This window comes from Streptosporangium sp. DT93 (assembly GCF_049844535.1).
Taxonomy (GTDB): Bacteria; Actinomycetota; Actinomycetes; order Streptosporangiales; family Streptosporangiaceae; genus Streptosporangium.
This window is the reverse complement of sequence record NZ_JBNCLF010000004.1, coordinates 463,681-489,632: the sequence shown is the minus strand read 5'-3', so window position 1 is coordinate 489,632 and position 25,952 is coordinate 463,681. Positions and strand designations below refer to the sequence as shown.

Annotated in this window: 22 protein-coding genes; 15 read left to right on the top strand and 7 right to left on the bottom strand. The window is 71.5% G+C overall.

The annotated features are described in order from the left end of the window. The first annotated feature begins 302 nt into the window (after positions 1-302). The 6 genes from dapA to ACLQ2R_RS12490 all read left to right on the top strand — a co-directional run bounded on the left by dapA (position 303) and on the right by ACLQ2R_RS12490 (position 6,280). Positions 303-1,229, top strand: a complete 927-nt coding sequence (gene dapA, locus ACLQ2R_RS12515; RefSeq protein ID WP_425959625.1) for a 4-hydroxy-tetrahydrodipicolinate synthase — start codon at positions 303-305, stop codon at positions 1,227-1,229. A gap of 164 nt (positions 1,230-1,393) precedes the next feature. Next, the gene (locus ACLQ2R_RS12510; RefSeq protein ID WP_425959624.1) at positions 1,394-3,079 is read left to right on the top strand and encodes a ribonuclease J; all 1,686 of its coding nucleotides are present in this window, start codon (positions 1,394-1,396) and stop codon (positions 3,077-3,079) included. A 308-nt stretch (positions 3,080-3,387) separates the two neighbouring features. Continuing rightward, positions 3,388-4,200, top strand: a complete 813-nt coding sequence (gene kduI, locus ACLQ2R_RS12505; protein WP_425959623.1) for a 5-dehydro-4-deoxy-D-glucuronate isomerase — start codon at positions 3,388-3,390, stop codon at positions 4,198-4,200. Continuing rightward, the gene (locus ACLQ2R_RS12500) at positions 4,200-4,937 is read left to right on the top strand and encodes an SDR family oxidoreductase (RefSeq protein ID WP_425959622.1); all 738 of its coding nucleotides are present in this window, start codon (positions 4,200-4,202) and stop codon (positions 4,935-4,937) included. The genes kduI and ACLQ2R_RS12500 overlap by 1 nt, the downstream gene beginning before the upstream one ends. A 17-nt stretch (positions 4,938-4,954) precedes the next feature. Next, positions 4,955-5,749 carry an IclR family transcriptional regulator gene (locus tag ACLQ2R_RS12495; RefSeq protein WP_425959621.1) on the top strand — a complete coding sequence of 265 codons (795 nt, stop codon included), beginning with the start codon at positions 4,955-4,957 and terminating at the stop codon, positions 5,747-5,749. 345 nt (positions 5,750-6,094) lie between these two features. Then, entirely contained in the window at positions 6,095-6,280 is a 186-nt protein-coding gene (locus tag ACLQ2R_RS12490; protein WP_386231404.1) for a tautomerase family protein, read from the top strand. A 73-nt stretch (positions 6,281-6,353) separates the two neighbouring features. Here the strand turns inward: ACLQ2R_RS12490 and ACLQ2R_RS12485 are convergent, their stop codons facing one another. After that, the gene (locus ACLQ2R_RS12485) at positions 6,354-7,856 is read right to left on the bottom strand and encodes a sodium:solute symporter family protein (RefSeq protein WP_425959620.1); all 1,503 of its coding nucleotides are present in this window, start codon (positions 7,854-7,856) and stop codon (positions 6,354-6,356) included. Between the two features lie 321 nt (positions 7,857-8,177). On the opposite strand from ACLQ2R_RS12485, the gene ACLQ2R_RS12480 reads away from it, so the two are divergent. The 6 genes from ACLQ2R_RS12480 to ACLQ2R_RS12455 all read left to right on the top strand — a co-directional run bounded on the left by ACLQ2R_RS12480 (position 8,178) and on the right by ACLQ2R_RS12455 (position 14,911). Beyond that, a complete protein-coding gene (locus ACLQ2R_RS12480; protein ID WP_425959619.1) occupies positions 8,178-10,727 on the top strand; it encodes a DNA translocase FtsK 4TM domain-containing protein in 2,550 nt (849 codons plus the stop codon). A gap of 81 nt (positions 10,728-10,808) precedes the next feature. Beyond that, positions 10,809-11,567, top strand: a complete 759-nt coding sequence (locus ACLQ2R_RS12475; RefSeq protein WP_425959618.1) for a helix-turn-helix domain-containing protein — start codon at positions 10,809-10,811, stop codon at positions 11,565-11,567. 248 nt (positions 11,568-11,815) lie between these two features. After that, a complete protein-coding gene (gene rimO, locus ACLQ2R_RS12470) occupies positions 11,816-13,225 on the top strand; it encodes a 30S ribosomal protein S12 methylthiotransferase RimO (protein WP_425959617.1) in 1,410 nt (469 codons plus the stop codon). Positions 13,226-13,250: 25 nt separating this feature from the next. Continuing rightward, entirely contained in the window at positions 13,251-13,856 is a 606-nt protein-coding gene (gene pgsA, locus ACLQ2R_RS12465; RefSeq protein WP_425959616.1) for a CDP-diacylglycerol--glycerol-3-phosphate 3-phosphatidyltransferase, read from the top strand. Continuing rightward, positions 13,853-14,356, top strand: coding sequence for a CinA family protein (locus ACLQ2R_RS12460; protein ID WP_425959615.1), 504 nt, complete (start codon positions 13,853-13,855; stop codon positions 14,354-14,356). The genes pgsA and ACLQ2R_RS12460 overlap by 4 nt, the downstream gene beginning before the upstream one ends. A 207-nt stretch (positions 14,357-14,563) precedes the next feature. Next, positions 14,564-14,911, top strand: coding sequence for a helix-turn-helix domain-containing protein (locus ACLQ2R_RS12455; protein ID WP_344905173.1), 348 nt, complete (start codon positions 14,564-14,566; stop codon positions 14,909-14,911). On the opposite strand, the gene ACLQ2R_RS12450 is transcribed toward ACLQ2R_RS12455, so the two are convergent. Beyond that, positions 14,908-15,729 (bottom strand): Fpg/Nei family DNA glycosylase, encoded by an 822-nt coding sequence (locus ACLQ2R_RS12450; protein ID WP_425959614.1) that lies wholly within the window; start codon positions 15,727-15,729, stop codon positions 14,908-14,910. The two genes, ACLQ2R_RS12455 and ACLQ2R_RS12450, sit on opposite strands and share 4 nt — an antisense overlap. A 147-nt stretch (positions 15,730-15,876) precedes the next feature. Continuing rightward, positions 15,877-16,326: an RrF2 family transcriptional regulator gene (locus ACLQ2R_RS12445; protein WP_362802226.1), complete on the bottom strand. Its 450-nt coding sequence runs from the start codon at positions 16,324-16,326 to the stop codon at positions 15,877-15,879. Between the two features lie 589 nt (positions 16,327-16,915). Here ACLQ2R_RS12445 and ACLQ2R_RS12440 point away from each other — a divergent pair. Together ACLQ2R_RS12440 and ACLQ2R_RS12435 are read left to right on the top strand one after the other, a co-directional pair. Beyond that, positions 16,916-18,094 (top strand): ROK family protein, encoded by a 1,179-nt coding sequence (locus ACLQ2R_RS12440; RefSeq protein WP_425959613.1) that lies wholly within the window; start codon positions 16,916-16,918, stop codon positions 18,092-18,094. Positions 18,095-18,267: 173 nt separating this feature from the next. Further along, entirely contained in the window at positions 18,268-19,401 is a 1,134-nt protein-coding gene (locus ACLQ2R_RS12435) for a condensation domain-containing protein (RefSeq protein WP_425959612.1), read from the top strand. A gap of 214 nt (positions 19,402-19,615) precedes the next feature. Here ACLQ2R_RS12435 and ACLQ2R_RS12430 read toward each other — a convergent pair whose 3' ends face one another. From ACLQ2R_RS12430 to ACLQ2R_RS12415, 4 genes are all read right to left on the bottom strand, one after another. Next, positions 19,616-21,070 (bottom strand): glycoside hydrolase family 3 protein, encoded by a 1,455-nt coding sequence (locus ACLQ2R_RS12430; RefSeq protein WP_425959611.1) that lies wholly within the window; start codon positions 21,068-21,070, stop codon positions 19,616-19,618. Positions 21,071-21,221: 151 nt separating this feature from the next. Continuing rightward, positions 21,222-22,121, bottom strand: a complete 900-nt coding sequence (locus ACLQ2R_RS12425; protein WP_425959610.1) for a carbohydrate ABC transporter permease — start codon at positions 22,119-22,121, stop codon at positions 21,222-21,224. Then, positions 22,118-23,131 carry a carbohydrate ABC transporter permease gene (locus ACLQ2R_RS12420; protein ID WP_425959609.1) on the bottom strand — a complete coding sequence of 338 codons (1,014 nt, stop codon included), beginning with the start codon at positions 23,129-23,131 and terminating at the stop codon, positions 22,118-22,120. The genes ACLQ2R_RS12425 and ACLQ2R_RS12420 overlap by 4 nt, the downstream gene beginning before the upstream one ends. A 2-nt stretch (positions 23,132-23,133) precedes the next feature. Beyond that, positions 23,134-24,471, bottom strand: coding sequence for a sugar ABC transporter substrate-binding protein (locus tag ACLQ2R_RS12415; RefSeq protein ID WP_425959608.1), 1,338 nt, complete (start codon positions 24,469-24,471; stop codon positions 23,134-23,136). A gap of 217 nt (positions 24,472-24,688) precedes the next feature. Between ACLQ2R_RS12415 and ACLQ2R_RS12410 the strand changes: the two genes are divergently transcribed. Beyond that, positions 24,689-25,942: an ROK family transcriptional regulator gene (locus tag ACLQ2R_RS12410; RefSeq protein WP_425959606.1), complete on the top strand. Its 1,254-nt coding sequence runs from the start codon at positions 24,689-24,691 to the stop codon at positions 25,940-25,942. Positions 25,943-25,952 lie beyond the last annotated feature (10 nt).

Below are 25,952 nucleotides of genomic sequence, written 5' to 3'. Positions count from 1 at the left end.
AGGTCGTCGATGTGTGTACCCCCGAGCACATATCGGCGGCCTCTTCTCGTGTCCGGCCCCGGCGCGGCCCCCGGACAAGACCGCGGACAAGACCGCGAGGGAGTCCGCCCCGCCGGTCCGTGTCCGCCCGGAGGACGTCCGTACGGACACGGGCGGGGTGGTCATCGTGGCGCCGTGTGCCCGCGTGTACCGTATGCAGGGGACCGACGGGTGAGATGTTCGCTCTTGTGCCCATCGGTGGACGGAGGCTAGGCGGGGTGGCGGAGTCCACCGATTCAGCGTATCCAGGTAGCGTTCGGTCTATGGCAGCGCCAACTGGAACCTCCGACGCCCCCTTCGGCCACATGCTGACCGCGATGGTGACGCCGTTCACCCCCGACGGATCGGTCGACTACGACGCAGCACGGCGGCTGGCCGCCTACCTGGTGGACGAGCAGCGCAACGACGGTATCGTCGTGAGCGGTACGACGGGGGAGTCCCCGACGACCGGAGACGACGAGAAGGAGCGCCTCCTGCGCGCCGTCGTCGAGGCGGTCGGCGACCGCGCCACGGTCGTCGCCGGAGCCGGCACCAACGACACCCGGCACAGTGTCGAGCTGGCCCGCGCCGCCGAGCGCGCCGGGGCCCACGGCCTGCTGCTGGTGACGCCGTACTACAGCAAGCCCACCCAGGAAGGGATCTACCGCCACTTCGTGACCGTGGCGGACGCGACATCCCTTCCCGCCATGCTGTACGACATCCCCGGGCGAAGCGGCGTGCCGATCCAGAGCGAGACGCTCGCCCGGCTCGCCGGGCACGAGCGGATCGTCGCGGTGAAGGACGCCAAGGGCGACCTGTACGAAGGATCGCGGGTCATGGCCACCACGGGCCTGGCCTACTACTCCGGGGACGACGCGTTCAACCTGCCGTGGCTGTCGGTGGGGGCCGTGGGATGCGTCAGCGTGATCGGCCACGTCGTGGGGGCGCAGATCGCCGCGATGATCGAGGCGTACCGCGCGGGGGACGTCGCGGGCGCGCTCGCCATCCACCGGCGGCTGCTCCCGGTGATCTCGGGGATCATGATGCAGGCCGGTGGGGCGATCATGGCGAAGGCGGCGCTGACGACGGTGGGACGGCCCGCGGGGCCGGTGAGGCTTCCCCTGGTGGAGGCGACCGGCGAGCAGCTGGCCAGGCTGCGCGAAGACTTGATCGCGGGCGGTGTGAAGCCGTCCGACGAAGTTGTGACCTGAAATGAAGCAGAGCGGCCTTCATCGGCCGCATCCGGGAGGAACAAGAGTTTGCGAGAGAGAAGACACGTCGGTCCGCTGGGGGACGGGGTGCTCGGCGAGGGAGTAGTCCTGCTGCCCGCGGGGACCGTCGCCACCTGTGAGACGTCTGAGAGAGGTGTGGCCCGATGAGTCACCCCCATCCCGAGCTCGGGTCGCCGCCCGCGCTGCCCGAGGGCGCCCTGCGCATCGTCGCGCTGGGCGGTCTCGGTGAGATCGGCCGCAACATGGCCGTGTTCGAGTACGAGGGCCGGTTGCTGATCGTCGACTGCGGGGTGCTGTTCCCCGAGCCCGACCAGCCCGGCATCGACCTGATCCTGCCCGACTTCGACTACATCCGGGGCCGCCTGGACGACATCGAGGCCGTGGTCCTGACCCACGCGCACGAGGACCACATCGGTGCCGTGCCGTACCTGCTGCGCGAGCGCCGCGACATTCCCGTCGTGGGCTCCAGGCTGACGCTGGCGCTGATCGAGGCCAAGCTCACCGAGCACCGGATCCAGCCGACCAAGCGGGAGGTGGTGGAGGGTGAGCGGCACCGGTTCGGTCCGTTCGAGTGCGAGTTCCTCGCCGTCAACCACTCCATCCCGGACGCGCTGGCCGTCGCGATCAGGACACCCGCGGGCATCGTCCTGCACACCGGTGACTTCCGGATGGACCAGCTGCCCAGCGACGGGCGCCTGACCGACCTGGGCGGGTTCGCCAGGCTCGGCGCCGAGGGCGTCGACCTGCTGATGTCGGACTCGACCAACGCCGAGGTGCCGGGCTTCGTCACCAGCGAGCGGGAGATCGCGCCGGTCATCGACGAGGTCGTCCGCACCGCGGGCAAGCGGGTGATCGTGGCGAGCTTCGCCTCGCACATCCACCGCGTCCAGCAGGTCATCGACGCCGCCGAGAAGCACGGCCGCAAGGTCGCGCTGGTGGGACGCTCGATGGTGCGCAACATGGGCGTCGCCCGTGACCTGGGCTACCTGAGGGTCTCGCCGGGCCTGATCGTCGACGCCAAGGAGATCGAGGGCTGGCCGCCGGAGGACGTGGTGCTGATCTGCACCGGGTCCCAGGGCGAGCCGATGGCGGCGCTGTCGAGGATGGCCAACCGCGACCACCCGATCCGGATCGCCGAGGGCGACACGGTCCTGCTGGCCTCCTCGCTGGTGCCGGGCAACGAGACCGCGGTCAACAACGTGATCAACGGGTTGTCGCGCTGGGGCGCCAGGGTGGTGCACAAGGGCAACGCCAAGGTGCACGTCTCCGGGCACGCCGCCGCGGGCGAGCTGCTGTACGTGCTCAACCTGACGCGGCCGTCCAACTTCATGCCGGTGCACGGCGAGTGGCGTCACCTGCGGGCGCACGCCAAGCTCGCCGCGCTGACCGGGGTGCCCGACGACCACATCGTGATCGCCGAGGACGGCGTCGTGGTGGACCTGGTCGACGGCCGCGCCAAGATCGTGGGCGCGGTCCCGGCCGGTTACGTCTACGTGGACGGCACCTCCGTGGGCGACGTCACCGACTTCGCGCTGAAGGACCGCCGCATCCTGGGCGAGGAGGGCTTCATCTCCGTCGTCATCGTGGTCGACACCGCCACCGGCAAGCTCGCCGGTGGGCCGGAGATCCACGCCAGGGGGTCGGGCATCGACCCGGCCATGTTCGACGACATCCTGCCGCAGGTCGAGAAGGCCCTGCAGGACAACGCGGCCGACGGGGTCGTGGACATCCAGCAGGTCCGCCGGGTGGTCCGCAGGACCGTGGGGCGCTGGGTGAGCGACACCTACCGCCGCCGCCCGATGATCATCCCGGTCGTCATCGAGGTGTGACCCGCTCTGCGTAGGCGGCCGGTCCGGTCGCCCCGCGGAGAGGACATGAGGAGCCGGTCGCGGTACGCGGCCGGCTCCTTCGCGTGTGCCGTCCGGTGAGAGGGGCCCGGCGGCCGTTCCCGTGACCCACCCCGACCGGCGGGTGAGTCCGGAGCCGTGTCCTCCCGCCGTGGCGGTCCCCGGCGGGTGAAGATCGACGAGCCCTTCCCGAGGGGAGGCGACCGATGCGCGGGGAAGGGCATCGTTGTATGCTCACAGTGTTCTATGTAGCAGCCTCTAATTTCATGTAATAGAACAATGGAGGGTCGATGGAGGTACGTCACGCCACGGCGCCCGACCAGATCGCCGGGGCGAGCACCGACTGGCTACGCCGCCGTTTCCTGGTGGAGCAGCTCTTCGTGCCCGGCGAGGTCCGCCTGCTCTACTCCCACGAGGACCGCATGGTGATCGGCGGCGCGTGGCCGGAGGACGGGCCGCTGAGACTGCACACCCCCGACCCGCTCCGGTCGGAGTACTTCCTGGAGCGCCGCGAGCTCGGCGTGGTCAACGTGGGCGGGCCGGGCACGGTGACCGTGGACGGCACCGCCTACCCGCTGGCCCCCAGGGAGTGCCTCTACGCCGGCCGGGGCGCCCGCGAGGTGGAGTTCGAGGGGGGCGCGTTCTACCTGGTCTCCACGCCCGCGCACGCGACGTTCCCGACCGTGGCCGCGACCCTGGACGACGCCGAGCCGGTGCGCCTGGGCGGCCGGGACGGCTCCAACGAGCGCACGATCTACAAGTACGTCCACGCCAAGGGCATCCGGAGCTGCCAGCTCGTGCTCGGCGTGACCGTGCTGGAGCCCGGCAGCATGTGGAACACCATGCCCTGCCACACCCACGAGCGCAGGACCGAGGTCTACCTCTACTTCGACCTGCCGCCGGGCGAGCGGGTGATCCACCTGATGGGACGGCCCGACGAGACGCGCAACCTGGTGGTCGCCGACCGGCAGGCGGTCGTCTCGCCGTCCTGGTCGGTCCACTGCGGCTTCGGGACGAAGAGCTACTCGTTCGTCTGGGCCATGGGCGGGGAGAACCAGGCCTTCGAGGACATGGAGCAGGTCGAGATCGGCGAGATGCGCTGATGTTCTCACTGGAGGGCAGGACCGCGCTCGTCACCGGCGCGCGGACCGGGATCGGGCGGGCCGTCGCGCTGGGCCTGGCGGCGGCCGGGGCCGACCTCGTGCTGCACGGCCGCGACGACGACCTCGGCGAGGTCGAGTCCGAGGTGCGCAGGACCGGCAGGCGGGTCTCCCGGTGGGTCCTCGACCTGTCGGACCCCGCGGCCGTCCCCGAGGCCGCCGCCCGGCTGGGCCCGATCGACGTGCTGGTGAACAACGCCGGGATCATCCGCAGGGCCCCGGCCGCCGAGCATCCCTACGCCTCCTTCCGGGAGGTGCTGGACGTCAACCTGGACGCGGTCTTCCTGCTCAGCCAGGCCCTGGGGGCGCGGATGCTCGCCCGGGGCTCCGGCAAGATCATCATGATCGCCTCCATGCTCTCCTACCAGGGAGGCGTCAACGTGGCCGGCTACACCTCCGCCAAGCACGGCGTCGCCGGGCTCACCAAGGCACTGGCCTGCGAGTGGGCGGGCTCGGGGGTGCAGGTCAACGCGATCGCCCCCGGCTACATCAGGACCGGCAACACCGAGCGGCTCTGGGACGACCCGGCGCGCGAGGCCGAGATCAGGTCGCGCATCCCGGCCGGGCGCTGGGGCAGGCCCGAGGACCTGGTGGGCGCCGCCGTCTTCCTGGCCTCCGCCGCCTCCGACTACGTCAACGGGCACCTGCTGGCGGTCGACGGAGGCTGGTTGGCGCGCTGACCAGTAGGCTCACGATCGTGGTCAGGGAAGGCAGTTCCATCGACAAGGCGCTGGCGGTGCTGGAGGCGATCGCCGAGCACCATCGCGTAACCGACATAGCCGCCGCGACGGGAGTCTCCAAGTCGACCGTCCATCGCATCCTCCAGTCGCTGGTCGAGTGGGGGTTCGCGCGGCCGGACGGTCACGGGGGGTACGAGCCGGGTCCCCGCATCCTCACCCTGGCCGGCCGGGTCATGAACCGCTTCGACCCGGCCCGCCAGGCCTCCGGCGCGCTCAACGCGCTGCACGAGCGGATCGGCTACACCACGCACTTCGCGATCCGCAGCGGCGACGAGGCGGTGTACGTCGACAAGCTGGAGGGGCGGCGGCCGTACCAGATGCCCTCGCGCGTCGGGATGAGCCTGCGCCTGCACTGCACCGCGATCGGCAAGGCGGTGCTGGCACAGCTCGGGGCCGACGAGGTCCGCGCGATCTGCGCCCGCACGGGCATGCCGGCCGCGACCGCCAAGACGCTGGCGACGCCGGAGGCCCTGCTGGCCGACCTGGAGCTGGTACGTTCCCGCGGCTACTCCGTCGACGACGAGGAGAACCTGCCGGGCATCCTGTGTGTGGGTGCCCCGGTCTTCGACCACACCGGCCAGGTGCTCGGAGGCATCTCCATCTCGGCCCTGGCGATGGACGCGAGCATGGGCGACGTCGAGCGGTTCGCGCCCGAGGTCGTCTCGGCCGCCCGCGAGGTCTCCACGGCCCTGGGCGCCCCGGCCTCACCGGCCTCCCCGGCCTCACCGGCCTCCCCGGCCTTCAACGGCTGAACCGTCCCGCCCCGCCCGTTCCCGGGCCCCTCGGCGCCCGGCGCCCAGGGGCCCTTCCCATGCCCGGGGTGACTCTTTCCGAGTCCCCGGCCCCGCTCGCGAGGGGCTTTTCCCACGTCCGGGGTGATTCTTCCCGCGTGCCCGGCCCTGCTCGCGAGGGGCTCTTCCCGCGTCCCGGGTCCCGCTCGCGAAGGGCTCTTTCCACGCCTCCGGCCCCGCTTCGCGAGGGCCCTCACGTGTCTCCGTCCTCGCCCACGGGGAAGCCGCGACATGCGCCCGGCTTGTTTCATGTAATGGAATGTGGTGTCATGTAATGCAACATTCTATTGACCGTGGGAGGTCGGCATGCCGAACATCAGCGTGGAACTCCTGTCCGGCCGGACCCTCGACCAGCGCCGCGAGTTCGCGGCCGCGCTGACCGAGGCGGCCGTGGACATCCTCAAGGCCCGGCGGGAGTCGGTCCGCATCCTCTTCACCGAGATCGAGAAGTCCGACGTGGCCAACGCCGGCGTCCTGGAGTCCGACAAGTAGCCGGACGGCCCGATCCCCGGGCGGGCGGTCCCGGAGTCCGCCACGCCCGGGGAGGGCCCCGGAGCCGCCGGCCTCAGCCGGCCGCGCGGGCCCGCTCCTGCTCCGGCTCGGGGTCGGTGGACAGGGAGTCGACGAGCGCGTCGCGGTCCTCGCGGTTCTCCGGCTTGAGCAGCCCGATCGCCACGTACAGCACCAGCGAGGTCACCAGGGGCACGCCCACGACCATCGCGGTGTCCTTGGACTCGATGATCCACTTGACGTACGCCCAGACGCTCAGGCCCGCGGCCCAGGAGACGATGGCGGCGGTCGGCCCGCTCCTGCGGAACCAGGGCAGCATGCCCAGCATCAGCGGGATGGAGATCGGTCCCATCGTCGCCGCGACCAGGTCGACGACGATCTTCAGCACCACCCCCTGGCCCTCGGTGAGGATCGCGATCGCCATGCTGATCAGCACGAAGGCGAACGTGGTCACCCGGGCGAAGGTCAGCTCGGCGTGCGCCGACAGCTCGCGCACCCTGCGGACCAGCACCGGGGCGATGTCCCTGGTGATGACCGAGGAGATCACGTTGGCGTCGGAGGCCACCATGGCCATGGTGTGCGAGAAGAAGCCGGCGAGCACCAGGCCGATCACGCCCTGCGGAAGCAGCGTCTGCGCCAGCCGTACGTAGGCCTCCTCGGCGTTGGCCAGGCCCGGCACGATGAGCGGGGCGGCGAACATCGGGATGAACAGGATCAGCGGCCAGACGAGCCACAGCGCGCTGGACAGCAGGGCCGAGCGCTTGGCGGCCGAGCCCGAGGGGGAGGCCATGTAGCGCTGGGCCAGGTTCCACATGCCGCCGTTGTACTCGAAGGTCTTGATGAAGAGCAGGGCGAGGAAGAACGTCGTGGTGTACGGCCCGGCGAACGGGTCGCCGTGGCCCGGCGGCAGCTTGTCCCACATGGTCCACAGGGTGGCGACGCCGTCCAGGTGGCTCATGATCGCGACGAACATGGCGATGCCCGCCACGCCCTGGATGATGAACTGCCCGAAGTCGGTCAATACGTCCGCCCACAGGCCACCGGCGGTGATGTAGACCAGCGTGACGGCCCCGGTGACCAGGATGCCCCACTGGATCGGGATGCCCGCGAACCCCTTGAGCAGGATGGCGATCGCCACCCACTTGGCCGCGATGTCCACCACCTTCAGCAGCGCGCCGCTGTAGGCCAGCACCTGCTGGGTGGGCAGGTTGTAGCGCCGGGCGAGGTACTCCAGGGGGGAGACCACGCCGTGCTTGGAGCGGAGCCGGTTCCACCGGGCTGCCCAGACGAAGGCGCCGATGCCGACGCCGATGCCGATCGTCAGCGCCCACCAGACGTACATGGCGAGCCCGTAGTTGTAGGCCACGGCCGCGAACGCCACGAACATGATCGCGCTGTAGCCCGACATGTGATGCGAGATGCCTGACAGCCACCAGGGGATGCGTCCCCCGGCGGTGAAGAAGTCGACCACGTTCTTGATGCGCTTCTTCGACCACACGCCGATGGCGATCATGACAAGGAAGTACGCGCCCAGAACGGACCAGTCGAGTGCGGACATATGTCTCCTCCCAACGCCCTGTTGGTGAGGAGGTTCTACTACATGAAACGTAATGTCAATACATAGAATGGAAGGCGCTTTCCGCGGGGTGAATGTGATCTGTGTGGCTGTTTGTCTTGTTCACGAGGTATCGCCTTTTCTGTGAGGTCGCGACGGTCGGCGCGACCGGGTCGCCTCCCGGGTGCGGAGGGCCCGGCGGAAAAGCGGAAAGCCCGACAGGTCATGGGAGATCGGTCGTTTCATCGCCCGTCCGGGTATGTCCGTGTCCGATCACGGCGAGTCTTCGCACGATCCGCCGCCCGGATCGTTAGCCTCGCTACCATGGCCACCCGTACGCCCAAAGGTTCCTCAGGTAAGACCCCCGTCAAGAGGGCCTCGGGCCGGTCCGGACATTCCTCGCCCCGCACGGCCTCCACCCGCCGGGTCGCCACCGCCCGGCCGAGGAGTGCGGCACCGCCCCGCAGCCCCTCGCCCCAGCACGACCCGATCAGCTGGGTCCTCACCCTGATCGGCAAGCTGTTCGTGGGCATCTGGATGGTGCTGGCGGGCGGCGTCGGCAGCGCGGCCCGGGCCCTGGGGCAGAACGCCCGCGAGCTCGACCCCGTGCACCGCCGCGACGGGCTCGGCCTGGCCGTGTTCTCGGGCGCGATCGTGCTGGCCTCCATGACCTGGCGCCTGAGCACCGGCACGGTCTCCGGAGTGGTCGACGGGGTCATGCGCGGGGTCTTCGGGTCCCTCGCCTGGTCGATCCCGATCATGCTGATGCTGCTCGCCTGGCGGCTGCTGCGCCACCCCGACAAGAACGCCGACACCGGCCGGATGATCATCGGCTGGTCCGCGCTCACCGCCGGCGTGCTCGGCATCGTGCACATCGTCCACGACACGCCGTACCCCTCGGGGGGCGGCTCGGACGGCATGGACAAGGTCTCGGCGGCGGGGGGCATGGTCGGCTTCATCGTCGCGGCGCCCCCGGCGAGCATCCTGCCCGCCTTCGTCACGGTCCCGCTGCTGCTGATCCTCTCCGGCTTCGGCATCCTGGTGATCACCGCCACGCCGGTGCACCGGGTCCCCGAGCGGCTGGGCGAGATCCGGCACATGCTCTTCAACCAGGACCTGCCCGCGGCGCCCCGGGTGGTCAGGAAGCGGCCCGCCACGCGCGGGCGGGGCGGCGCGGCGGGAGCCCCTCAGGGCCCCGGCGGCCCAGGGGATCCCGGGGAGCACGTCAAGCCCTACGACACGCCCGTGATCGCCGAGACGCCGGGCAGGCCCGGCCACTCCCCGGAGATCGTGCCGGGCCTGGCCGAGGACGCCGACCCGGCGGACGAGACCCCCGTGGTCAGGGCCGAGCCGCCCGAGCCGACCCCGGCGCCGCGCAAGGTCGAGCAGCTCGTGCTCTCCCCGCAGGCCGGCCCCTACACGCTGCCCGAGCCGCAGCTGCTGCGCCCCGGCACCGCGCCCAAGCCGCAGACCAAGGCCAACACCATCGTGGTCAACGCGCTGACCAGCGTGATGGAGCAGTTCGCGATCGACGCCCAGGTGATCGGCTTCACCCGGGGGCCGACGGTGACGCGCTACGAGATCGAGCTCGGCCCGGCGGTCAAAGTCGAGAAGGTCACCGCGCTCACCAAGAACATCGCCTACGCCGTCAAGTCGGCCGACGTGCGGATCCTCTCCCCGATCCCCGGCAAGTCGGCGATCGGGGTGGAGATCCCCAACACCGACAAGGACCTCGTCTCGCTCGGCGACATCCTGCGCTCCCCGGTGGCCCAGGCCGACCACCACCCGATGATCGTCGGGCTCGGCAAGGACGTCGAGGGGCGCACGATAGTGGCCAACCTCGCCAAGATGCCGCACCTGCTCATCGCGGGCGCCACCGGCGCCGGGAAGTCGGTCTGCGTCAACGGCCTGATCACCTCGATCCTGATGCGCGCCACGCCCGACGAGGTGCGCATGGTCCTGGTCGACCCCAAACGGGTCGAGCTCAGCGTGTACGAGGGCATCCCCCACCTGATCACGCCGATCATCACCAACCCCAAGAAGGCCGCCGAGGCCCTGGAGTGGGTCGTCGGCGAGATGGACCGCCGCTACGACGACCTGGCGGCCAGCGGCTTCCGGCACGTCGACGACTTCAACAAGGCGGTGCGCACCGGCAAGCTGGTGCCGCCGCCGGGCAGCGAGCGCGTCTACCAGCCCTACCCGTACCTGCTGGTCATCGTCGACGAGCTCGCCGACCTGATGATGGTCGCCCCGCGCGACGTCGAGGACTCCATCGTCCGCATCACCCAGCTCGCCCGCGCCGCCGGCATCCACCTGGTCATCGCCACCCAGCGGCCCAGCGTGGACGTCGTGACCGGCCTGATCAAGGCCAACGTGCCCTCCCGGCTCGCCTTCGCCACCTCCTCGCTCGCCGACTCCCGGGTCATCCTGGACCAGCCGGGCGCCGAGAAGCTCGTCGGCCAGGGTGACTCGCTCTTCCTGCCGATGGGCGCCAGCAAGCCCATGCGGTTGCAGAACGCCTTCGTCTCCGAGAAGGAGATCGGCGAGATCGTCGGGCACTGCAAGGCCCAGATGGCGGCCGAGTACCGCGATGACGTGGCCGCCGTGGCGACGTCCAAGAAGGAGATCGACGAGGACATCGGCGACGACCTCGACCTGCTGATCGCCGCGGCCGAGCTGATCGTGACCACCCAGTTCGGCTCGACCTCGATGCTCCAGCGCAAGCTCCGGGTGGGCTTCGCCAAGGCGGGCCGGCTGATGGACCTGCTGGAGAGCAGGAACGTCGTCGGCCCCAGCGAGGGCTCCAAGGCGCGGGAGGTCATGGTCAAGCCCGACGAGCTTCCCGGTCTCCTGGCCGACCTGCGCGGACAATGACCCCCCTGCCTGTGGCGTCCTCCCCGGTTACTGGTTGAATGGAGTCCATTACGCAGCGTCGGGGGGCGGGGGGCGTGCGCCATGGGCATTGGCAGCGATCTGGCGGATGCACGGCGGTCCATGGGGATGACCGTCGGGCAGTTGAGCGCGCGGACACGGATCCGCGAGGTGCTGATCCAGGCGATCGAGCGGAACGACTTCTCCCAATGCGGGGGTGACTTCTACGCCCGGGGCCACATCAGGAACATCGCCAAGGTCGTCGGGCTCGATCCCGAGGCGGTGGTGCACCGCTACGACGAGGAGCACGGGGGCGTGGCGCCGCCCGTACGGGCCGCCACCGTCTTCCAGGCCGACATGCCGTTGAAGATCCGTGAGCGCCGCTCGCCCAACTGGACGACGGCCATGGCGCTGGCCCTGGGCATCGTGGTGGTCTTCGGCGTGGTGCGGACCATGGAGGGGGGCGACACCCCGATCGCGGACATCCGGTCCGCCCCGGTGCCCGCCGCCTCGGCCCCGCCGGCGCCCGGCGCCGCTCCCCGCTCGACGCGGCGCGCGGCGTCGCTGTCGGAGGAGAAGCGCGCCGACACGGTCGTCCTGCAGGTGAAGGCCAAGCGCACCTCCTGGCTCGAGGTGCAGGACGCGACGGGCCGGAAGGTCTTCTCCGGGACGCTCAAGTCGGGCAAGACCTCGACCTGGAAGGCCAAGGAGAGGCTGAGCGTCGTCTTCGACGACGCCGGCGCCGTCTCGCTGAAGGTCAACGGCAAGAACGTGGGCACCCCGGGCAAGCGCGGGCAGACCGTCGAGCGGTCCTTCGCCGCGCCCTCCACCAAGGGGCGCTAGCGTCGCGGTCCCGGCGGCGGGGTGGTGCCGGGCGGGTCCGTCCGGCCGGTTCTCACGGCCGGGCCGGCGCTGCCCGGCCGGTTCTCGCGGTGGAACCGGCGGTGCCGGGCCGGTTCTCGCGACCGGGACGGCCTGGTTCTCACGGCCGGGCCGGTGGCGCGGACCGGCCGGAACGACCTGGACGGGGGTGCCGGAACGGGGGGAGGTGCATCGGGTGGTGGCCAACTCCCGATACCGTAGTGTCCACCATGTCATCCCGCCGAACCGCATCGCTGATCACACTCGGCTGCGCACGCAACGAGGTCGACTCCGAGGAGCTCGCCGCTCGTCTTGAGGCTGCCGGTTGGCAGCTCGGCGACGACGATCCCGATGTCGTCGTCGTCAACACGTGCGGCTTCATCGACTCAGCGAAAAAGGACTCCATCGACACGCTGCTCGCCGCGGCCGACTCAGGCGCCAAGGTGGTCGCCGCGGGCTGCATGGCGGAACGCTACGGCGAACAGCTCGCCGACGCGCTGCCCGAGGCCTCGGCCGTGGTCTCCTTCGACGACTACACCGACATCGGCGCGCGCCTCGACGACGTGCTGGCGGGCAGGCCGCTCGTCCCGCACACGCCGCGCGACCGCAGGACCCTGCTGCCCATCTCGCCCGTGGACCGTGCCGCGGCCCCCAGGACCGCCATTCCCGGCCACGGCGAGCTGCCCGAGGGTCTGGCCCCCGCCAGCGGTCCCCGGCCGCTCCGCAAGCGCCTGGGCGACGGGCCGGTGGCCTCGCTGAAGCTGGCCTCCGGCTGCGACCGGCGCTGCACGTTCTGCGCCATCCCGGCCTTCCGCGGCGCGTACGTCTCGCGCGGCGCCGAGGAGCTGCTGGGCGAGGCCGCCTGGCTGGCCGGGGAGGGGGTCAGGGAACTGGTCCTGGTGAGCGAGAACTCCACCTCCTACGGCAAGGACCTGGGCGACCTGCGGGCGCTGGAGAAGCTGCTGCCCGCCCTGGCCGCGACCGAGGGGATCGAGCGGGTTCGGGTCAGCTACCTGCAGCCCGCCGAGCTCCGCCCCGGACTGCTGGAGATCATCTCCTCCACCGAGGGCATCGCCCCCTACTTCGACCTGTCCTTCCAGCACGCCTCCGGCACGGTGCTGCGCCGGATGCGCCGCTTCGGCGACCCCGCGCGCTTCCTGGACCTGCTGGAGTCGGTCCGCGCCCACGCCCCCGAGGCGGGCGTGCGGTCCAACTTCATCGTGGGCTTCCCCGGCGAGACCGAGGAGGAGTTCGCCGAGCTGACCGGCTTCCTGCAGGAGGCCAGGCTCGACGTGATCGGCGTCTTCGGCTACTCCGACGAGGACGGCACCGAGGCCGCCACGCTCCCGGGCAAGCTCGACCAGGAGGTCGTCGACGCCCGCCTGGCCGCCCTCACCGAGCTGGCCGAGGAGCTCATGGCCCAGCGGGCCGAGGAGCGGATCGGCACCGAGGTCGACGTCCTGATCGAAGAAGACCTCGGCGACGGCGGCTACGAGGGCCGCGCGGCGCACCAGGGGCCCGAGGTGGACGGCTCGGTGACCGTCCAGGGCATCGGGCTGGTGCCCGGGCAGATCGTCCGGGCGGTCGTGGTCGACTCGGAGGGGGTCGACCTGATCGCCCGCATCAAGGCGGCCCCGTGAACGCGCCGCCGGGCCGGGAGGGCGTATGACCAACACGCCAGAGACCGGCACCGATTCGACCGCGGCCTCCGCGCGCCCCCCGGTGAGCGCGTGGAACATCGCCAACGTCGTGACGGTGATACGGCTGGCGTTGGTCCCGTTCTTCGTGGCCTGCCTCTTCCTGCCCGGCTCCGGCTGGCGGGCCGCCGCGCTCGTGGTCTTCGTGGTGGCCTCGTTCACCGACCTGCTCGACGGCGAGCTGGCCCGCCGCTACGGCCTGGTCACCGACTTCGGGAAGATCGCCGACCCGATCGCCGACAAGGCGCTCATCGGCGCCGCGCTGATCGGCCTGTCGGTGCTGGGGGAGCTGCCCTGGTGGATCACCGTGGTGATCCTGGGCAGGGAGCTGGGGGTCACCGCCCTGAGGTTCGCCGTCATCAGGCACGGCGTCATCCCGGCCAGCTACGGCGGGAAGGTCAAGACCGTCCTGCAGATCGGCGCGATCGTCTCCTACATCTGGCCCGGCGTGCCCGGTCCGGTCCGCTGGGTCGTCATGGGCGCGGCGGCCCTGGTCACCGTGGTCACCGGCGTCGACTACGTGATCCGGGCGATCAAGCTGCGCCAGGTCGCGAAACGGGCCAGGGCCGGATGAGCGTGCGCCCGCCCGCGCCCGCCGAGGTCGTCTCCCTCCTGGTCCGCGGGGGCGAGACGGTGGCGGTGGCCGAGTCGCTGACCGCCGGCCTGATCGGCGCGGCCCTCACCACCCCTCCCGGGGCGTCGGCGGCCTTCGTGGGCGGGGTGATCTCGTACGCCACCGAGCTCAAGCACCGCCTGCTGGGCGTTCCCGCCGATCTCCTGGAGCGCGAGGGGGCCGTGCACCCGGACGTCGCCGCCGCCATGGCCGAGGGGGTACGGCTGCTGACCGGCTCCACGTACGGCCTGGCCGCCACCGGCGTGGCCGGTCCCGACCCGCAGGACGGCAAAGCTCCCGGTACCGTCCACCTGGCCGTTAGCGGGCCGGATGGACGGGTATGGCACCGGGATCCACGGCTGGCCGGGACGCGTGAGCAGATCCGGGAGTCGACGGTCAATGAGGCAGTGGACCTTCTCAGAGGTGTGCTGGAGGCGAACGTGGGGGAACATTCCGGGTGATTACCGCGTTACGTCCCCAGCGAACATGCTCCGCTTGGTCTGCCGCGGCATCGGTTGATACAGGTACGGTGGAACCGTGAGTGAGGTAAAGGTCAAGCGATGATGACGGCGAGGAGTATGTACCAAGGGGCGCGTTCGAAGAACGGGCGGCACGAACCGATTGCGCGGAGCGTCGTGAAGACCTCCGCGCCGGGGAGGGAGCGACAGATGGTCCTGCTGCGTCAGCTGCTCGGTGACGTGCTGCGGCGGCTGAGGGTGCGGCAGAGTCGCACCCTGCGTGAGGTGTCCACACTGGCCCGTGTTTCCCTCGGATACCTGTCCGAGGTGGAACGTGGCCAGAAGGAGGCCTCCTCAGAGCTGCTCGCGTCGATCTGCGGCGCCCTTGGCGTGCCGCTTTCACAGGTTCTCCGTGAGGTTTCCGACCAGTTCGCATTGGCCGAGCTTCAGCACGCCCCGGTGCTGGCGGGCGATGTTCCCGAGCGGGAGCGTCTGCCGATCCCCGAGACCGTGCCCGAGTCCGTCTTCCCCGAGGTCAACGACATGGTCGCCGCCTAGTCCGCCGGACGCTCCGGCTGGCAGTGACGGCACCAGACGATCAGCCGCTCCTGCGGCTCCGCCCCCATCTCCCCACGACTGATCCGATGCCCGCAGCGTAGGCACGGCCGTCCGGCCCTGCCGTAGACCCAGGTGCCCCGTCCCGGACGGGCGTCGCCGGTGGTCGTCCTGTCCGGGCGGTCCCTGTTGGCGTCCATCAATCTCCGTGCGAGCGACACGATCGCTCCCAGATCCCCGATCGCTCCCACCGGCCGCCAGGGCGACACCCCGGCCAGGAAGAGCGTCTCGGCGCGGTAGATGGTGCCCATCCCCGCGAGATTGCGCTGGTCGAGCAGCGCGACCCCGATGCTCGTCTCCGGCCGCCGTGCCAGCCGCCGCAACGCCTCGGCCTCGTCCCAGTCCGCCCCGAGCAGGTCCGGCCCCAGATGGCCGACGAGCCGCTCCTCCTGCGCGGTCGCGACCAGGTCCACCATGCCCAGCCGTACCCCCGCCGCCTGCCAGGTGTCGTTGGCCAGGACCAGGCGGACCACGTCGCCGCGCGGCAGGGCGCGCCCGGCGGGCGAGATCTGCCAGCTCCCCTCCATCCGCAGGTGGGTGTGGACGGTCACCTCCCCCTCGACCCTGGTGAGCAGGTGCTTTCCGCGCGGGACGGTCTCCAGCACGGTACGGCCGGTCAGGTCGGTCGTGGCGTACCGGGGCACGCGGAAGTCCGAGCGGACCAGCACGCGCCCGTCGAGCGCCCGCCCGAGCCGCGCGGCGGCACGATGGACGACGTCACCCTCGGGCATCGCCACCACCGGCGGGGAATCGACGGGCACGGTCCGCGACGCCGGTCCCGGTGCAGGCTTCGGTCTCGGTCGAGGTCTCGGTCTCGGGATGACGGGAGCGGTCCGCGGTGCCGGGCGGGCGGTGGCGGGTGGGGGCCCCGCCGTCGGCCGCGGGGCGGACGGGCGGCCGGGGCACGCTCAGCCCCAGGCCGCGGGGTCGGCGGTCAGGCTGCGGACCCGTTCGGGCAGTGCTCCGGTGGCGACGTTCTCGAGCGTGACCTCCTCCAGGATGGCCCGCTCGCTGGCGCGCAGCGCGATCCAGACCTGCTGGAGCGATTCGGCGGGACCCCGGTAGCCGACGTGCTCGGGGCGCTCCCCGCGGACGTTGGCCAGCGGGCCGTCGACGGCCCGGATCACGTCGGCGAGGCTGATCTCGGCGGGCGGGCGGGCCAGCACGTAGCCCCCCTCGGGGCCGCGCTGACCGCGTACCAGCCCGGCACGGCGCATCTGGAGCAGGATGTTCTCCAGATACTTCGGGGGCATGTCCTGCTCCTTGGCGAGCTCGCCCACCGTGGTTGGGCCGTCACCCGCGGCGGCGAGTTCGGCGGCGGCACGGAGGGCATAGTCGACACGAGCGGATAGACGCATGTAACCGATTATCCCGCCTGCTATTGGTTCCTTATGCGCGCGGGGCCACATGAGACGTCGTGGCGCCCGCCGTACCGGCTCTCCGGCGTCGGCCGCAGGCCGGAAGAGCCCTGTCTCGCATCCCGGAACGCTCAGCCTCCGGCCGGTTCCCGCTCCCGGCGCGGGCCGGGGCACCGGCTCTCCGCGCACCTTTCGGCCGGTGGGCGCGGCGGGAGGAAACGGCGCGAGGTGGCGGGGAGCGTCGGGAACGGCGGGTCGGGGAGCGGGCCTGTGAGACCGGCGGGAGCGGTGGGCGGGGAGCAGGCCCGCGAGGCATCGGGAGCGGCGTGTGAGGCGAGGGGGGCGAGGGGGCGGGGGCCGGGGAGCAGGCCCGCGAGGTGGCCGGAGTGGTGGGCGGGGAGCAGGCCCGCGAGGCATCGGGAGCGGCGTGTGAGGCGAGGGGAGCGCGGGGTGGCGGGGGCGCAGGCGTGGCGCGGTCACGGCCGGGCCCGGCGCGGCTAAACTACTGGAAGCCTTATTTATGAATAGAACAGTTATTCTCGGCTGAATGCAATCGCGACGGGGAAACGGCGAGCAAGAGAGCATGCACATGGAGCGACGTCCTGGCGTGCCCAGGTTGCTGAGGGAGATCAACGACAGGGCCGCCCTGGAGTTGCTGCTCGCCTCCGGGCCGCTGACGCGGGGGCAGATCGGCGAGCTCACCGGGCTTTCCAAGGTGACGGCGTCGCAGACGCTCGCCCGGCTGGAGGGGCGCGGCCTGGTCGAGGTGGCCGGGGAGCAGGCGGGCGGACGCGGGCCGAACGCGGCGCTTTATGGGATTATTTCCTCCTCCGCCTATGTCGCTGGTCTGGACGTCGGCCCGGAATTCGTCACGACCGCCATCGCCGATATCCACGGGGAGATCGTGGCCGAGGTCCGGGTGGCGCCGGACGGGCACGACGACCCGGTGGCCCTCGTGCACAACTCGGTGGTCAAGGCCTGCCGGTCGGCGAAGGTGGCGCTCTCCAAGCTGCGCTCGGTCGTCATCGGCACCCCCGGCGTGGTCGATCCCCGCACCGGTGACGTGCAGTTCTCCTTCGACCTGCCCGGCTGGCACGAGGGGATCCACGAGGCGCTCGCCCACGACCTGCGGCGCGACATCAGGATAGAGAACGACGTGAACCTCGTCGCCATCGCCGAGCGCACCCTGGGCGCGGCCCGCGAGGCCGACGACTTCGTCCTGCTGTGGGTGGGCCGGGGCATCGGCCTCGGTGTCGTGCTCGGCGGACGGCTGCACCGCGGCCGGTCCGGCAGCGCGGGTGAGATCGGCTACCTGCCGGTGCCCGGTGTGCCGCTGGCCGAGGACGTGCGCGCCGTTCCGGGCCGGCTGCCGTCGCTCGCCGGGGGCCTGCAGTCCCTGGTCAGCGCCGAGGCCGTGACCGAACTCGCCGGGACCTACGGGTTCGAGGGGGAGGGTGCCGCCGAGTGCGTGGCGGCGGCGGTCGCGGCGGGGGAACGGGGAGAATCCCTGATCAACGAGATCGCCGGGCGGCTGGCCCTGGGGGTGGCGTCGGTGTGCGTCGTGCTCGACCCCGGCCTCGTGGTGCTCGCCGGCGAGGTCAGCACGGCCGGCGGGGACGCGCTCACCTCCAGGATCGAGGAGGCGGTGGCGCGGATCTGCCCGGTCAGGCCGCAGGTGGTCTCCAGCGAGGTCACGGGGAACCCGGTGCTGCGCGGTGCCGTCATCGCGGCCCTGGAACAGGCCAGGGAAGAGATCTTCGCCTCCTGAGGGCCGTCCTCCCGGTCCGCCCGTCCTCGGCCTGGTCGCGCTTGTCTCGCGCGTTCGGCGTGTGTAGCATTCGAGATGCACTAATAGACAAGAAAGTTTCCTAATAATTCTGCCGGGGTGGTGCGAGCCCCGGTGCCTGCCCGGGGAAGCCGCCTGCGAGGGAGACGGACAGGATGTCGTACGGGCCCTTCGACCTGCGGGGGATCCCGCTGGCGCTCCACCTGAACGGCCGGGTCGACGTCCCGGCGCTGCTGGACGCGTGCGCGGTCGTGGGCAGGCGGCACCCGGTGCTCGGCCGCGTCAGGGTCACCCGCACGGAGACGGCCCCCGAGCGGTATCGCGGGCTCGCCGAGGCCGAGGCCGCCCGGCCGTTCGACCTGGACCGCGGTCCGCTCGCCCGGTTCACCCTCGTCACGACGGGTCCCGGACGCGTCCGGCTGCTCTTCGTGGCGCATCCGCGGGTCTTCGACGCCGGCTCCAAGGACGTCCTGCTCCGGGATCTGGCCGACGTCTACTTCTCCCGGGCCGTCGTTCCCCGGCCGGCCGCCGGGCCCCCCGCCGCGGTGCCACCCGACGCGGCCGTGTCACCGGAGGCCGAGGCGTTCTGGGCCGAACGCGGCCGTGTGCCCGCCGGGTCCGCCGAGCCCGTCCTGCCCGGTCTGCGGGCCGTTCCCGGCGGCACCGGTCCCGGTGAGCTCGTGGAGATGGTGCTCGGCGCCTCGGAGTCGGGAGCGCTCACCGAGGCCGCCGGGACGCTCGGCGCGACCAGGTTCGAGCTGCTCCTGGCGATCCTGGGCGTGTTGCTGCGCGCCTACGGCACCGAGAGGTCGCCGCTCGCCCTCGACCTCGGCACCCGTACGCGGGAGACGCGCGGGTGCGTCGGGCCGTTCACGGCGCGGGTGCCGTTCGTCCCGCATCCCGGGGCGGACGAGGAGTTCCCCGCGCACGTGCGCGCGGTCCGGGCGGAACTGCGGGCCATGTACCGCTTCCGGCACGCGCCGCCCGAGCCGTCCCGCGCGCCGGTGCTGCTCAGCTACCGCAGGCGGGCGGAGGTCCCGGAGTTCGCCGGGGTGGCGGCCGGCGTGGAGTGGACGGTCTTCAACGGGACCGCCCGGGGCGCGTTGCACGTCCAGGCGGTGGACGCAGGACGCAGCCTCACCCTGGGACTGCGCTTCAACCCGGCGGCGATCGACCAGGCGGACGTCGCGCGGATCGCGGGCGACCTGCGCGCGCTGCTGCGCGCCGTCCCGGAGACGCCTCACGCCGGGATCGCGGAGCTCGCGGAGGTGGCCGCTCCCGTCACGTGAGCCGCTCCGGGTCGAAGCCGCTGAGCGGGGTGACGAGGCGTTCCGGGGGACAGGCCCGGCAGGGGACAGAACCGTTCCCGGTGACCGGCCTGAGCGGGTTGAGCGGGGTGACGCGAGATCGGCCCGAGGGACCCGGTACGACCGAGGCGCTCGTCCCGGCTCCCGGGGTCGTGGACGAGAACGGGAGCGGGACGGCCGCCGGGGAACGGCGGGGTCAGACGCCGAGGAGTTCGGCGGCGGCCTGCGCGTTGGCGCGGGCGGCGCCGTAGGTGGCCAGGTAGGTGACACCCTCCGGGCGCCAGATCGGCAGGCCCATCTCCACCACCGTGGCGTCGGGGCGGGCGGCCAGCAGCGCGGAGACCACCGACTTGCTGGCCTCGTAGCGGTGGGCGTCCTTGACGACGACGACCAGGGAGCGGCCCGACGCGCGCTCCAGGATGGCCGGCACGTCGGCGGCCTCGGGCTTGACGCGCAGCACCTCCGCCTGCGGCAGCAGCGGGGTGAAGCCCCACGGCACGTCACCGACCGCGATGGTCGGTGGGGTGTCGACCTCGACCACCAGCGGGTCGACCAGCGGTGACGCCGAGCCGGTGAGGCTGACCGCGCGGCGGGCGGCGGTCAGGCCGATCACGTCCCGCTCGGCCTCGCCGGTGCGCGGCGTGCCGAACCAGGCGCGCAGCGCGGCCACCCGTTCGGCCGCCGCCTCCAGCCGGGCCGCGGGCAGCCGGCCGTCCAGGACGGCGGCGACGATCTCGTCCAGGATCCGGCGGACGTCGTTCTCGTCGGGGATCGGGCCGAGGCAGAGCAGGTCGGCCCCGGCGGCCAGCGAGAGCACCGCGCCTCCGGCCAGGCCGTAGGTGTCGGTGACGGCCCTCATGTCCAGGGCGTCGGTGACGATCACGCCGTCGTAGGCCAGCTCGCCGCGGAGCAGGCCGGTCAGCGCGGCGGGGGAGAGCGTCGCGGGCAGGGTGCCGGTCAGGGCGGGGACGCGGACGTGCGCGGTCATCACGGACCTGGTCCCGGCGCCGATCGCGGCGCGGAAGGGGACGAGCTCGCGTTCGCGCAGCAGTTCCACCGAGGCGTCGACGAGCGGCACCTCCAGGTGGGAGTCCTGGCGGGTCGCGCCGTGGCCGGGGAAGTGCTTGACGCAGGCGGCCACCCCGGCCGACTGCAGGCCCTCGATCGCGGCCACGGTGTGCCGGGCCACCAGCGCGGTGTCGGCCCCGAACGAGCGGGTGCCGATCACCGGGTTGTCCTCGGCGGTGTTGACGTCCGCGGACGGGGCCATGTCCAGGTTGACGCCGCAGCGCGCCAGGTCGTCGCCGATGGACCGGTAGACGCGGCGGGTGAGCTCGGCGTCGTCCACCGCGCCGAGGGCGGCGTTGCCCGGGTAGGGGCTGCCCACGTGGTAGGCGAGCCTGGTGACGTCGCCGCCCTCCTCGTCCAGCGAGACGACCGGATCGGCGGCCTCCCGCAGGCGGGCGGTGAGGGTGGACAGCTGCGCGGCGTCGGCGACGTTGAAGCCGAAGAGCGTGACGCCGCCGAGACCGTTCTCCAGCTCCCGCAGGACCCACTCGGGTGCCTCGGTGCCCTGGAACGCGGCGAGCAGGGTGCCGGCCGCCAGACGGCGCAGCTCCCGGTCTCCGCGGCCCGCGATGAGCTCAGACATGCGGTAGGTGTTCCTTACCTGAGATGGGGAGGAATGTCGGACAGTGCGTGGCGGTGCGTGGCGGTGCGTGGCGGTGCGTGGTGACGGGGGCAGGGATGGGGACGGCACGGCCCGCTCCTCGTGGGTGCGGGCCGCGCCGGCGCCCGGGGGGTCAGCCCTTGACGGCGCCCGCGACGAGGCCGGAGACCATCCGCCGCTGCACCAGGAGGAAGAAGACGATGACCGGGATGGTCATCAGGGTGGAGGCGGCCATGATGCCGCCCCAGTCCACAGAGCGCTGGCTGACGAAGAAGCGCAGCGCCACCGGCATGGTGTAGCTGCCCTGGTCGCCGATCAGCGTCAGCGCGAACACGAACTCGTTCCACGCGGTGATGAACGAGAAGATGCTCGTCGCCACCAGTCCGGGGGCCACCAGCGGGAACAGCACCCGCCAGAAGGTGGAGAACCGGCTCGCGCCGTCGATCCAGGCCGCCTCCTCCAGCTCCCTGGGCACCGCGGCGACGAAGGTGCGCAGCATCCAGATGGCGAACGGCAGCGTCATCGCCACGTTCACCACGACGAGGCCGAGGAGCTGGTCGTACAGGCCGGCCCGCCGGACCATCAGGAACAGCGGGATGAGCAGCGCCTCGCCGGGGACCATCTGCACGATGAGCAGCAGGATCAGGAACGAGGTCCGCCCGCGGAAGCGGAAGCGGGCCACCGCGGTCGCCGCGAGCAGGGCGAAGACCGCGCCGACGAGCACGGTGCCGACGGCCACGATGGAGCTGTTGAGCAGGTAGCGCCAGATGGAGTGGCCCGCGATGCCCTCGGTGAAGACCCGCTGCACGTGCTCCAGCGTGGGGTCGGTGGGGAACGGGATGAAGTCCGTCGTGAAGATCTGCTCGCGGCTCTTGAAGGCCGTGGACACCATCCAGTAGACGGGGAACACCGCGAACATGAACACCGCGACGGCCGCGGCGTTGAGCGCGAACCGCCCGCGCCGCCTGCGCGTGGCGGGGGGTTTCCTCGTCGTCGCGGGCCGTGCGCGCGGGGCCTCGTGGACAGCGGTCATCGGACGTCCTCCGTCTTCACGATCTGGCGGACGTAGAAGAAGGTGATGACGAGCAGGATCAGCGTCAGCACCACCGCGACGGCCGCGCCCATGCCCATCTTGGGCGGCGCGCTGAAGGCCTGGGTGAAGGCGAACAGCGACAGGTTGAACGCCTCCCGGTTGGACGTGCCCCCGGCCAGGACGAACAGCTGGGTGAAGACCTTGAAGTCCCAGATCACCGAGAGCACCGTCAGCACCGCGAAGACCGGTTTGAGCAGCGGGAAGGTGATCTTCCAGAAGATCCGCCACGGGCGGGCGCCGTCCACCCTGGCCGCCTCGTACAGCTCCTGGGAGATGCTCTTGAGCCCGGCGAGCACCGAGACGGCGATGAACGGGAACGACGCCCAGACCACCGCGATGATGAGCACCATGTAGATGGTGAACGCGTCGTTCAGCCACGGCTCGCCGGTCCAGTCCGAGCGGCCGAACAGCAGCGAGGACAGCCAGTCGGGCAGCGCGTTGAGCGCCCAGTTGATGACGCCCGACTCGGCGTCGAACAGCCAGCGCCAGATGATCGCGGTGGCGATCTGCGGGGTGGCCCAGGCGGCCATGATGCCGACGACCAGGAAGGTCGACATCTTCTTGCCGAGGTTGTGCAGGAGCAGGCCGACCAGCGTGCCGAGGAGCAGGGTGAGCGCCACGGTGACGACGGCGAAGACGACCGTGTTGCGGAGCGAGGTCCAGAACAGCTCGGACTCGACCAGCTTCCGGTAGTTCTCCAGGCCGACCGACTCGGCCGGTACGCCCCGGATCTGCCGCAGTCCCACGTTCTGGAAGGACATGACGACCATCTGGAACAGCGGGTAGAGCAGCAGTCCGGCGATGACCAGCAGGCCGGGTACGAGCAGCGCGTAGGGGAGGACCCAGGTGGGCAGTCCCTGGGAACGGCGCGGGGGCTTGGTGCCTCGGTGCCCCCGCGCCGGGGCGGGGGGTGAGCCCCCGTCCCGGGCGATGGTGGAGGTGGTGGCCATGGTTACTGGTTCAGGATCTCTTCGAGTTCCTTGTTGGCGTCGGCCAGCGCGGTGTCGACGTCCTTCTTGCCCTCGATGACCGAGCGGGCCGCGCTCTGCAGGACGGCCTTGGTGTCGTTGGCCTCGGCCCAGTTGGTGTCGTTCGGGAAGCCCTTGGCGACCTTGAAGGTCTCGGCGAACGGCGCCTGCACCGGGTCGGCGGCGTACTCGCTCAGCGCCTCGGGGTAGAGCGGCAGCAGGCCGCCCTCCTTGGCGTAGCGGGTGCCGAACTCCTTGCCGGCGGCGAGCTTGACGTACTCGGCCGACAGTTCGACGTTCTTGGTGTCCTTCCAGATGGCGATGTCGTTGCCGCCCTGGAACGCCGGGGCCGGGCCGCTGCCGTCCTTGGCCGGGAGCGAGAAGAAGGCCATCTTCTTCTCGTCGACCTTGCCGCCGCTCTGCTCGGTGATGGTGGTGATGTCCCAGCCGCCGGTCACGTACATGCCGACCTTGCCGTTGGCGAAGCGGGTCGCGATGTCCACCGAGTTCTGGGTGAGCGCGGACTTGCGCGAGACGCCGTGCTTGGTCACCAGGTCGGTGTAGTACTGGAAGCCCTCCTTGAAGCCGGGCTCGGTCAGCTTGCCGGTCCACTTGCCGCCCTCGAACGCGGCGAAGTCGCCACCGGCCGACCAGACGAACGGGGAGAGCGACATGTTGGCGTCGGAGCCGCCGTTGAAGGCGAAGCCGTCGACGTCCTTGCCCTTCTCGGCGACGATCTTCTTGCCCGCCGCGACGAGGTCGTCCCAGGTCTTGGGGATCTCGATCTTGAGGGACTCGAACCAGTCCTTGCGGTAGAGGACGGCGCGGGTGCCGCCGCCCCACGGGGCGGCGTAGATCTTGCCGTCCACGGTCTCGTAGCCCCACAGGTTCTGCGGGATCTGCTGGAAGTCGGGGGTGGCCTTGACGACCTCGGTCATGTCGACGAGCGCGTCCTGCGCGACCCAGGCGGCCACCTGGTCGTTGCCGAACTCGGTGACGTCGGGGCCCTCGCCGCCGGCCAGCGCCGCGGTCCACTTGGCCTGCGCGTCGGGCCAGGGCACCCACTGGAGCTTGACCTCGGCGCCGGTGGTCTCCTTGAACTTCGCGTTCAGGTCCGTCATCAGCTTGTTCTGCTTCTCGTCCGGCGCGCCGAGGCGCCAGACGGTCAGGGTCTGGCCCGCGAACTTGGGGCCGGAGGCGGCCGGCGCCGACGCCGCGCCGGTGCCGGCGGCCGGGGCGGGCTCGCTGCTTCCACACGCGGCGAGACCCAGGGCGAGGGCGGCGGTGGTTGCCGTCGTGGTGGCGATTCTCGCGAACTTCACTGGAGTTCTCCCTTTCAGGCTTTCGCCGGGGTTTGCGCTCATTTTTTATGGCCGGGGGTCCCCCGAGACCCTCCGCACTGTGCATTCGACTGGGAGCGGCCGGAACTGTCGTGACCCGCGGTTCCGATCACTTGCCTGCGGGCCGGCTGGGGCTAAACTAACAAGAAACTTTCTTAAAAGAAACGATCGTTAGCGGATCGTGACGGGGAGGGGAACGTTGTCCACACGCCCGGGGACACCCCGGTTGCTGCGCCAGCTCAACGACCGCGCGGCACTGGAACTCCTGTTGTCCGGCGGCCCGCTGACCCGGGCCGAGCTGGGAGAACGCACCGGGCTCTCCAAGGTGACCGCGGGGCAGTTGCTCGCGCGTCTCGAGGAACGCGCCCTCGTCGCCGTGGTCGGCGAGCAGGCCGGCGGACGCGGCCCCAACGCCGCGCTCTACGGGGTGGTCCCCTCGTGCGCGTACGTGGTGGGGCTGGACGTGCTCCCCGGCCGGGTCGCCGCCGGGATCGCCGACATCACCGGCACGATCGTCGCCGAGGTGTCGGCCGATTTCGGCGAGCACGACGACCCGGTACGGCTGGTGCGCGGCGCGGTCGGCCGCGCCTGCGCGTCCGCGGGCATCGCCGCCGAGCGGCTGCGCGCCTTCGTGATCGGCACCCGGGGCGTCGTCGATCCCGCCACGGGCGACGTGCGCTTCTCCCTGGACCTGCCCTCCTGGCACAACGGGGTGCTCGCCGAGCTCCGCCGCGGCCTCGGCGTCCCGGTGACGATCGAGAACGACGTGAACCTGGCCGCGCTGGCCGAGCGCGCGTACGGCGCGGCACGCGACGTCGACGACTTCGTGCTGGTGTGGGCCGGGGTGGGCCAGGGACTCGGCGTCATGCTGGGCGGACGGCTGCACCGGGGCTTCACCGGCGGCGCGGGCGAGATCGGCTGGCTCCCGGTGCCGGGCGAGCCGCTTCCCACCGACGTGAGCGAGCCGCAGTCGGGGTCGTTCCAGCGCCTGGTGGGCGGCGACGCGGTGACCGGCCTGGCGAGCGCCCACGGCATCGGCTCCACCCGCGACGCCGGTTCCGCCCATGACATCGGCTCCGCCCATGGCGCCGGCCCCGCTCAGGGGGGCGGATCCGCGCTCGTCGAGGATCCGGTCGCCTCGCCGGGCGAGTACGTCCGCGCGGCCGTCGAGGAGGGTGCCGAGGCGTTCCTGGACGAGCTGGCCGGGCGCCTGGCGGTCGGCGTGGCGGCGGTCACCGTGATCCTGGACCCCGGCCTGATCGTGCTCAGCGGCGACGTCGGCCGGGCCGGGGGAGAGACGCTCGCCTCCCGGGTGCAGGAGTGCGTGGCCCGGGTCTGCCCGAGCCGGCCCAGGGTGGTGGTCTCGGGCGTCGGGGGCAACCCCGTGCTGCGTGGCGCCCTGGTCCTGGCCCTGCAGCAGGCTCGGGAGCAGGTCTTCTCCGACACGGTGTGAGAATTGCCGT

What these genes read in the sequence shown, in the direction of transcription:
- ACLQ2R_RS12420 (WP_425959609.1), bottom strand. Translation starts at nt 23,131, where the DNA reads ATGGCCACCACCTCCACCATCGCCCGGGACGGGGGCTCACCCCCCGCC.
- ACLQ2R_RS12480 (WP_425959619.1), top strand. Translation starts at nt 8,178, where the DNA reads ATGGCCACCCGTACGCCCAAAGGTTCCTCAGGTAAGACCCCCGTCAAG.
- ACLQ2R_RS12455 (WP_344905173.1), top strand. Translation starts at nt 14,564, where the DNA reads ATGGTCCTGCTGCGTCAGCTGCTCGGTGACGTGCTGCGGCGGCTGAGG.
- ACLQ2R_RS12430 (WP_425959611.1), bottom strand. Translation starts at nt 21,070, where the DNA reads ATGTCTGAGCTCATCGCGGGCCGCGGAGACCGGGAGCTGCGCCGTCTG.
- ACLQ2R_RS12425 (WP_425959610.1), bottom strand. Translation starts at nt 22,121, where the DNA reads ATGACCGCTGTCCACGAGGCCCCGCGCGCACGGCCCGCGACGACGAGG.
- rimO (WP_425959617.1), top strand. Translation starts at nt 11,816, where the DNA reads ATGTCATCCCGCCGAACCGCATCGCTGATCACACTCGGCTGCGCACGC.
- ACLQ2R_RS12440 (WP_425959613.1), top strand. Translation starts at nt 16,916, where the DNA reads ATGGAGCGACGTCCTGGCGTGCCCAGGTTGCTGAGGGAGATCAACGAC.
- ACLQ2R_RS12475 (WP_425959618.1), top strand. Translation starts at nt 10,809, where the DNA reads ATGGGCATTGGCAGCGATCTGGCGGATGCACGGCGGTCCATGGGGATG.
- ACLQ2R_RS12500 (WP_425959622.1), top strand. Translation starts at nt 4,200, where the DNA reads ATGTTCTCACTGGAGGGCAGGACCGCGCTCGTCACCGGCGCGCGGACC.
- ACLQ2R_RS12510 (WP_425959624.1), top strand. Translation starts at nt 1,394, where the DNA reads ATGAGTCACCCCCATCCCGAGCTCGGGTCGCCGCCCGCGCTGCCCGAG.
- ACLQ2R_RS12435 (WP_425959612.1), top strand. Translation starts at nt 18,268, where the DNA reads ATGTCGTACGGGCCCTTCGACCTGCGGGGGATCCCGCTGGCGCTCCAC.
- ACLQ2R_RS12445 (WP_362802226.1), bottom strand. Translation starts at nt 16,326, where the DNA reads ATGCGTCTATCCGCTCGTGTCGACTATGCCCTCCGTGCCGCCGCCGAA.
- ACLQ2R_RS12490 (WP_386231404.1), top strand. Translation starts at nt 6,095, where the DNA reads ATGCCGAACATCAGCGTGGAACTCCTGTCCGGCCGGACCCTCGACCAG.
- ACLQ2R_RS12460 (WP_425959615.1), top strand. Translation starts at nt 13,853, where the DNA reads ATGAGCGTGCGCCCGCCCGCGCCCGCCGAGGTCGTCTCCCTCCTGGTC.
- dapA (WP_425959625.1), top strand. Translation starts at nt 303, where the DNA reads ATGGCAGCGCCAACTGGAACCTCCGACGCCCCCTTCGGCCACATGCTG.
- pgsA (WP_425959616.1), top strand. Translation starts at nt 13,251, where the DNA reads ATGACCAACACGCCAGAGACCGGCACCGATTCGACCGCGGCCTCCGCG.
- ACLQ2R_RS12485 (WP_425959620.1), bottom strand. Translation starts at nt 7,856, where the DNA reads ATGTCCGCACTCGACTGGTCCGTTCTGGGCGCGTACTTCCTTGTCATG.
- kduI (WP_425959623.1), top strand. Translation starts at nt 3,388, where the DNA reads ATGGAGGTACGTCACGCCACGGCGCCCGACCAGATCGCCGGGGCGAGC.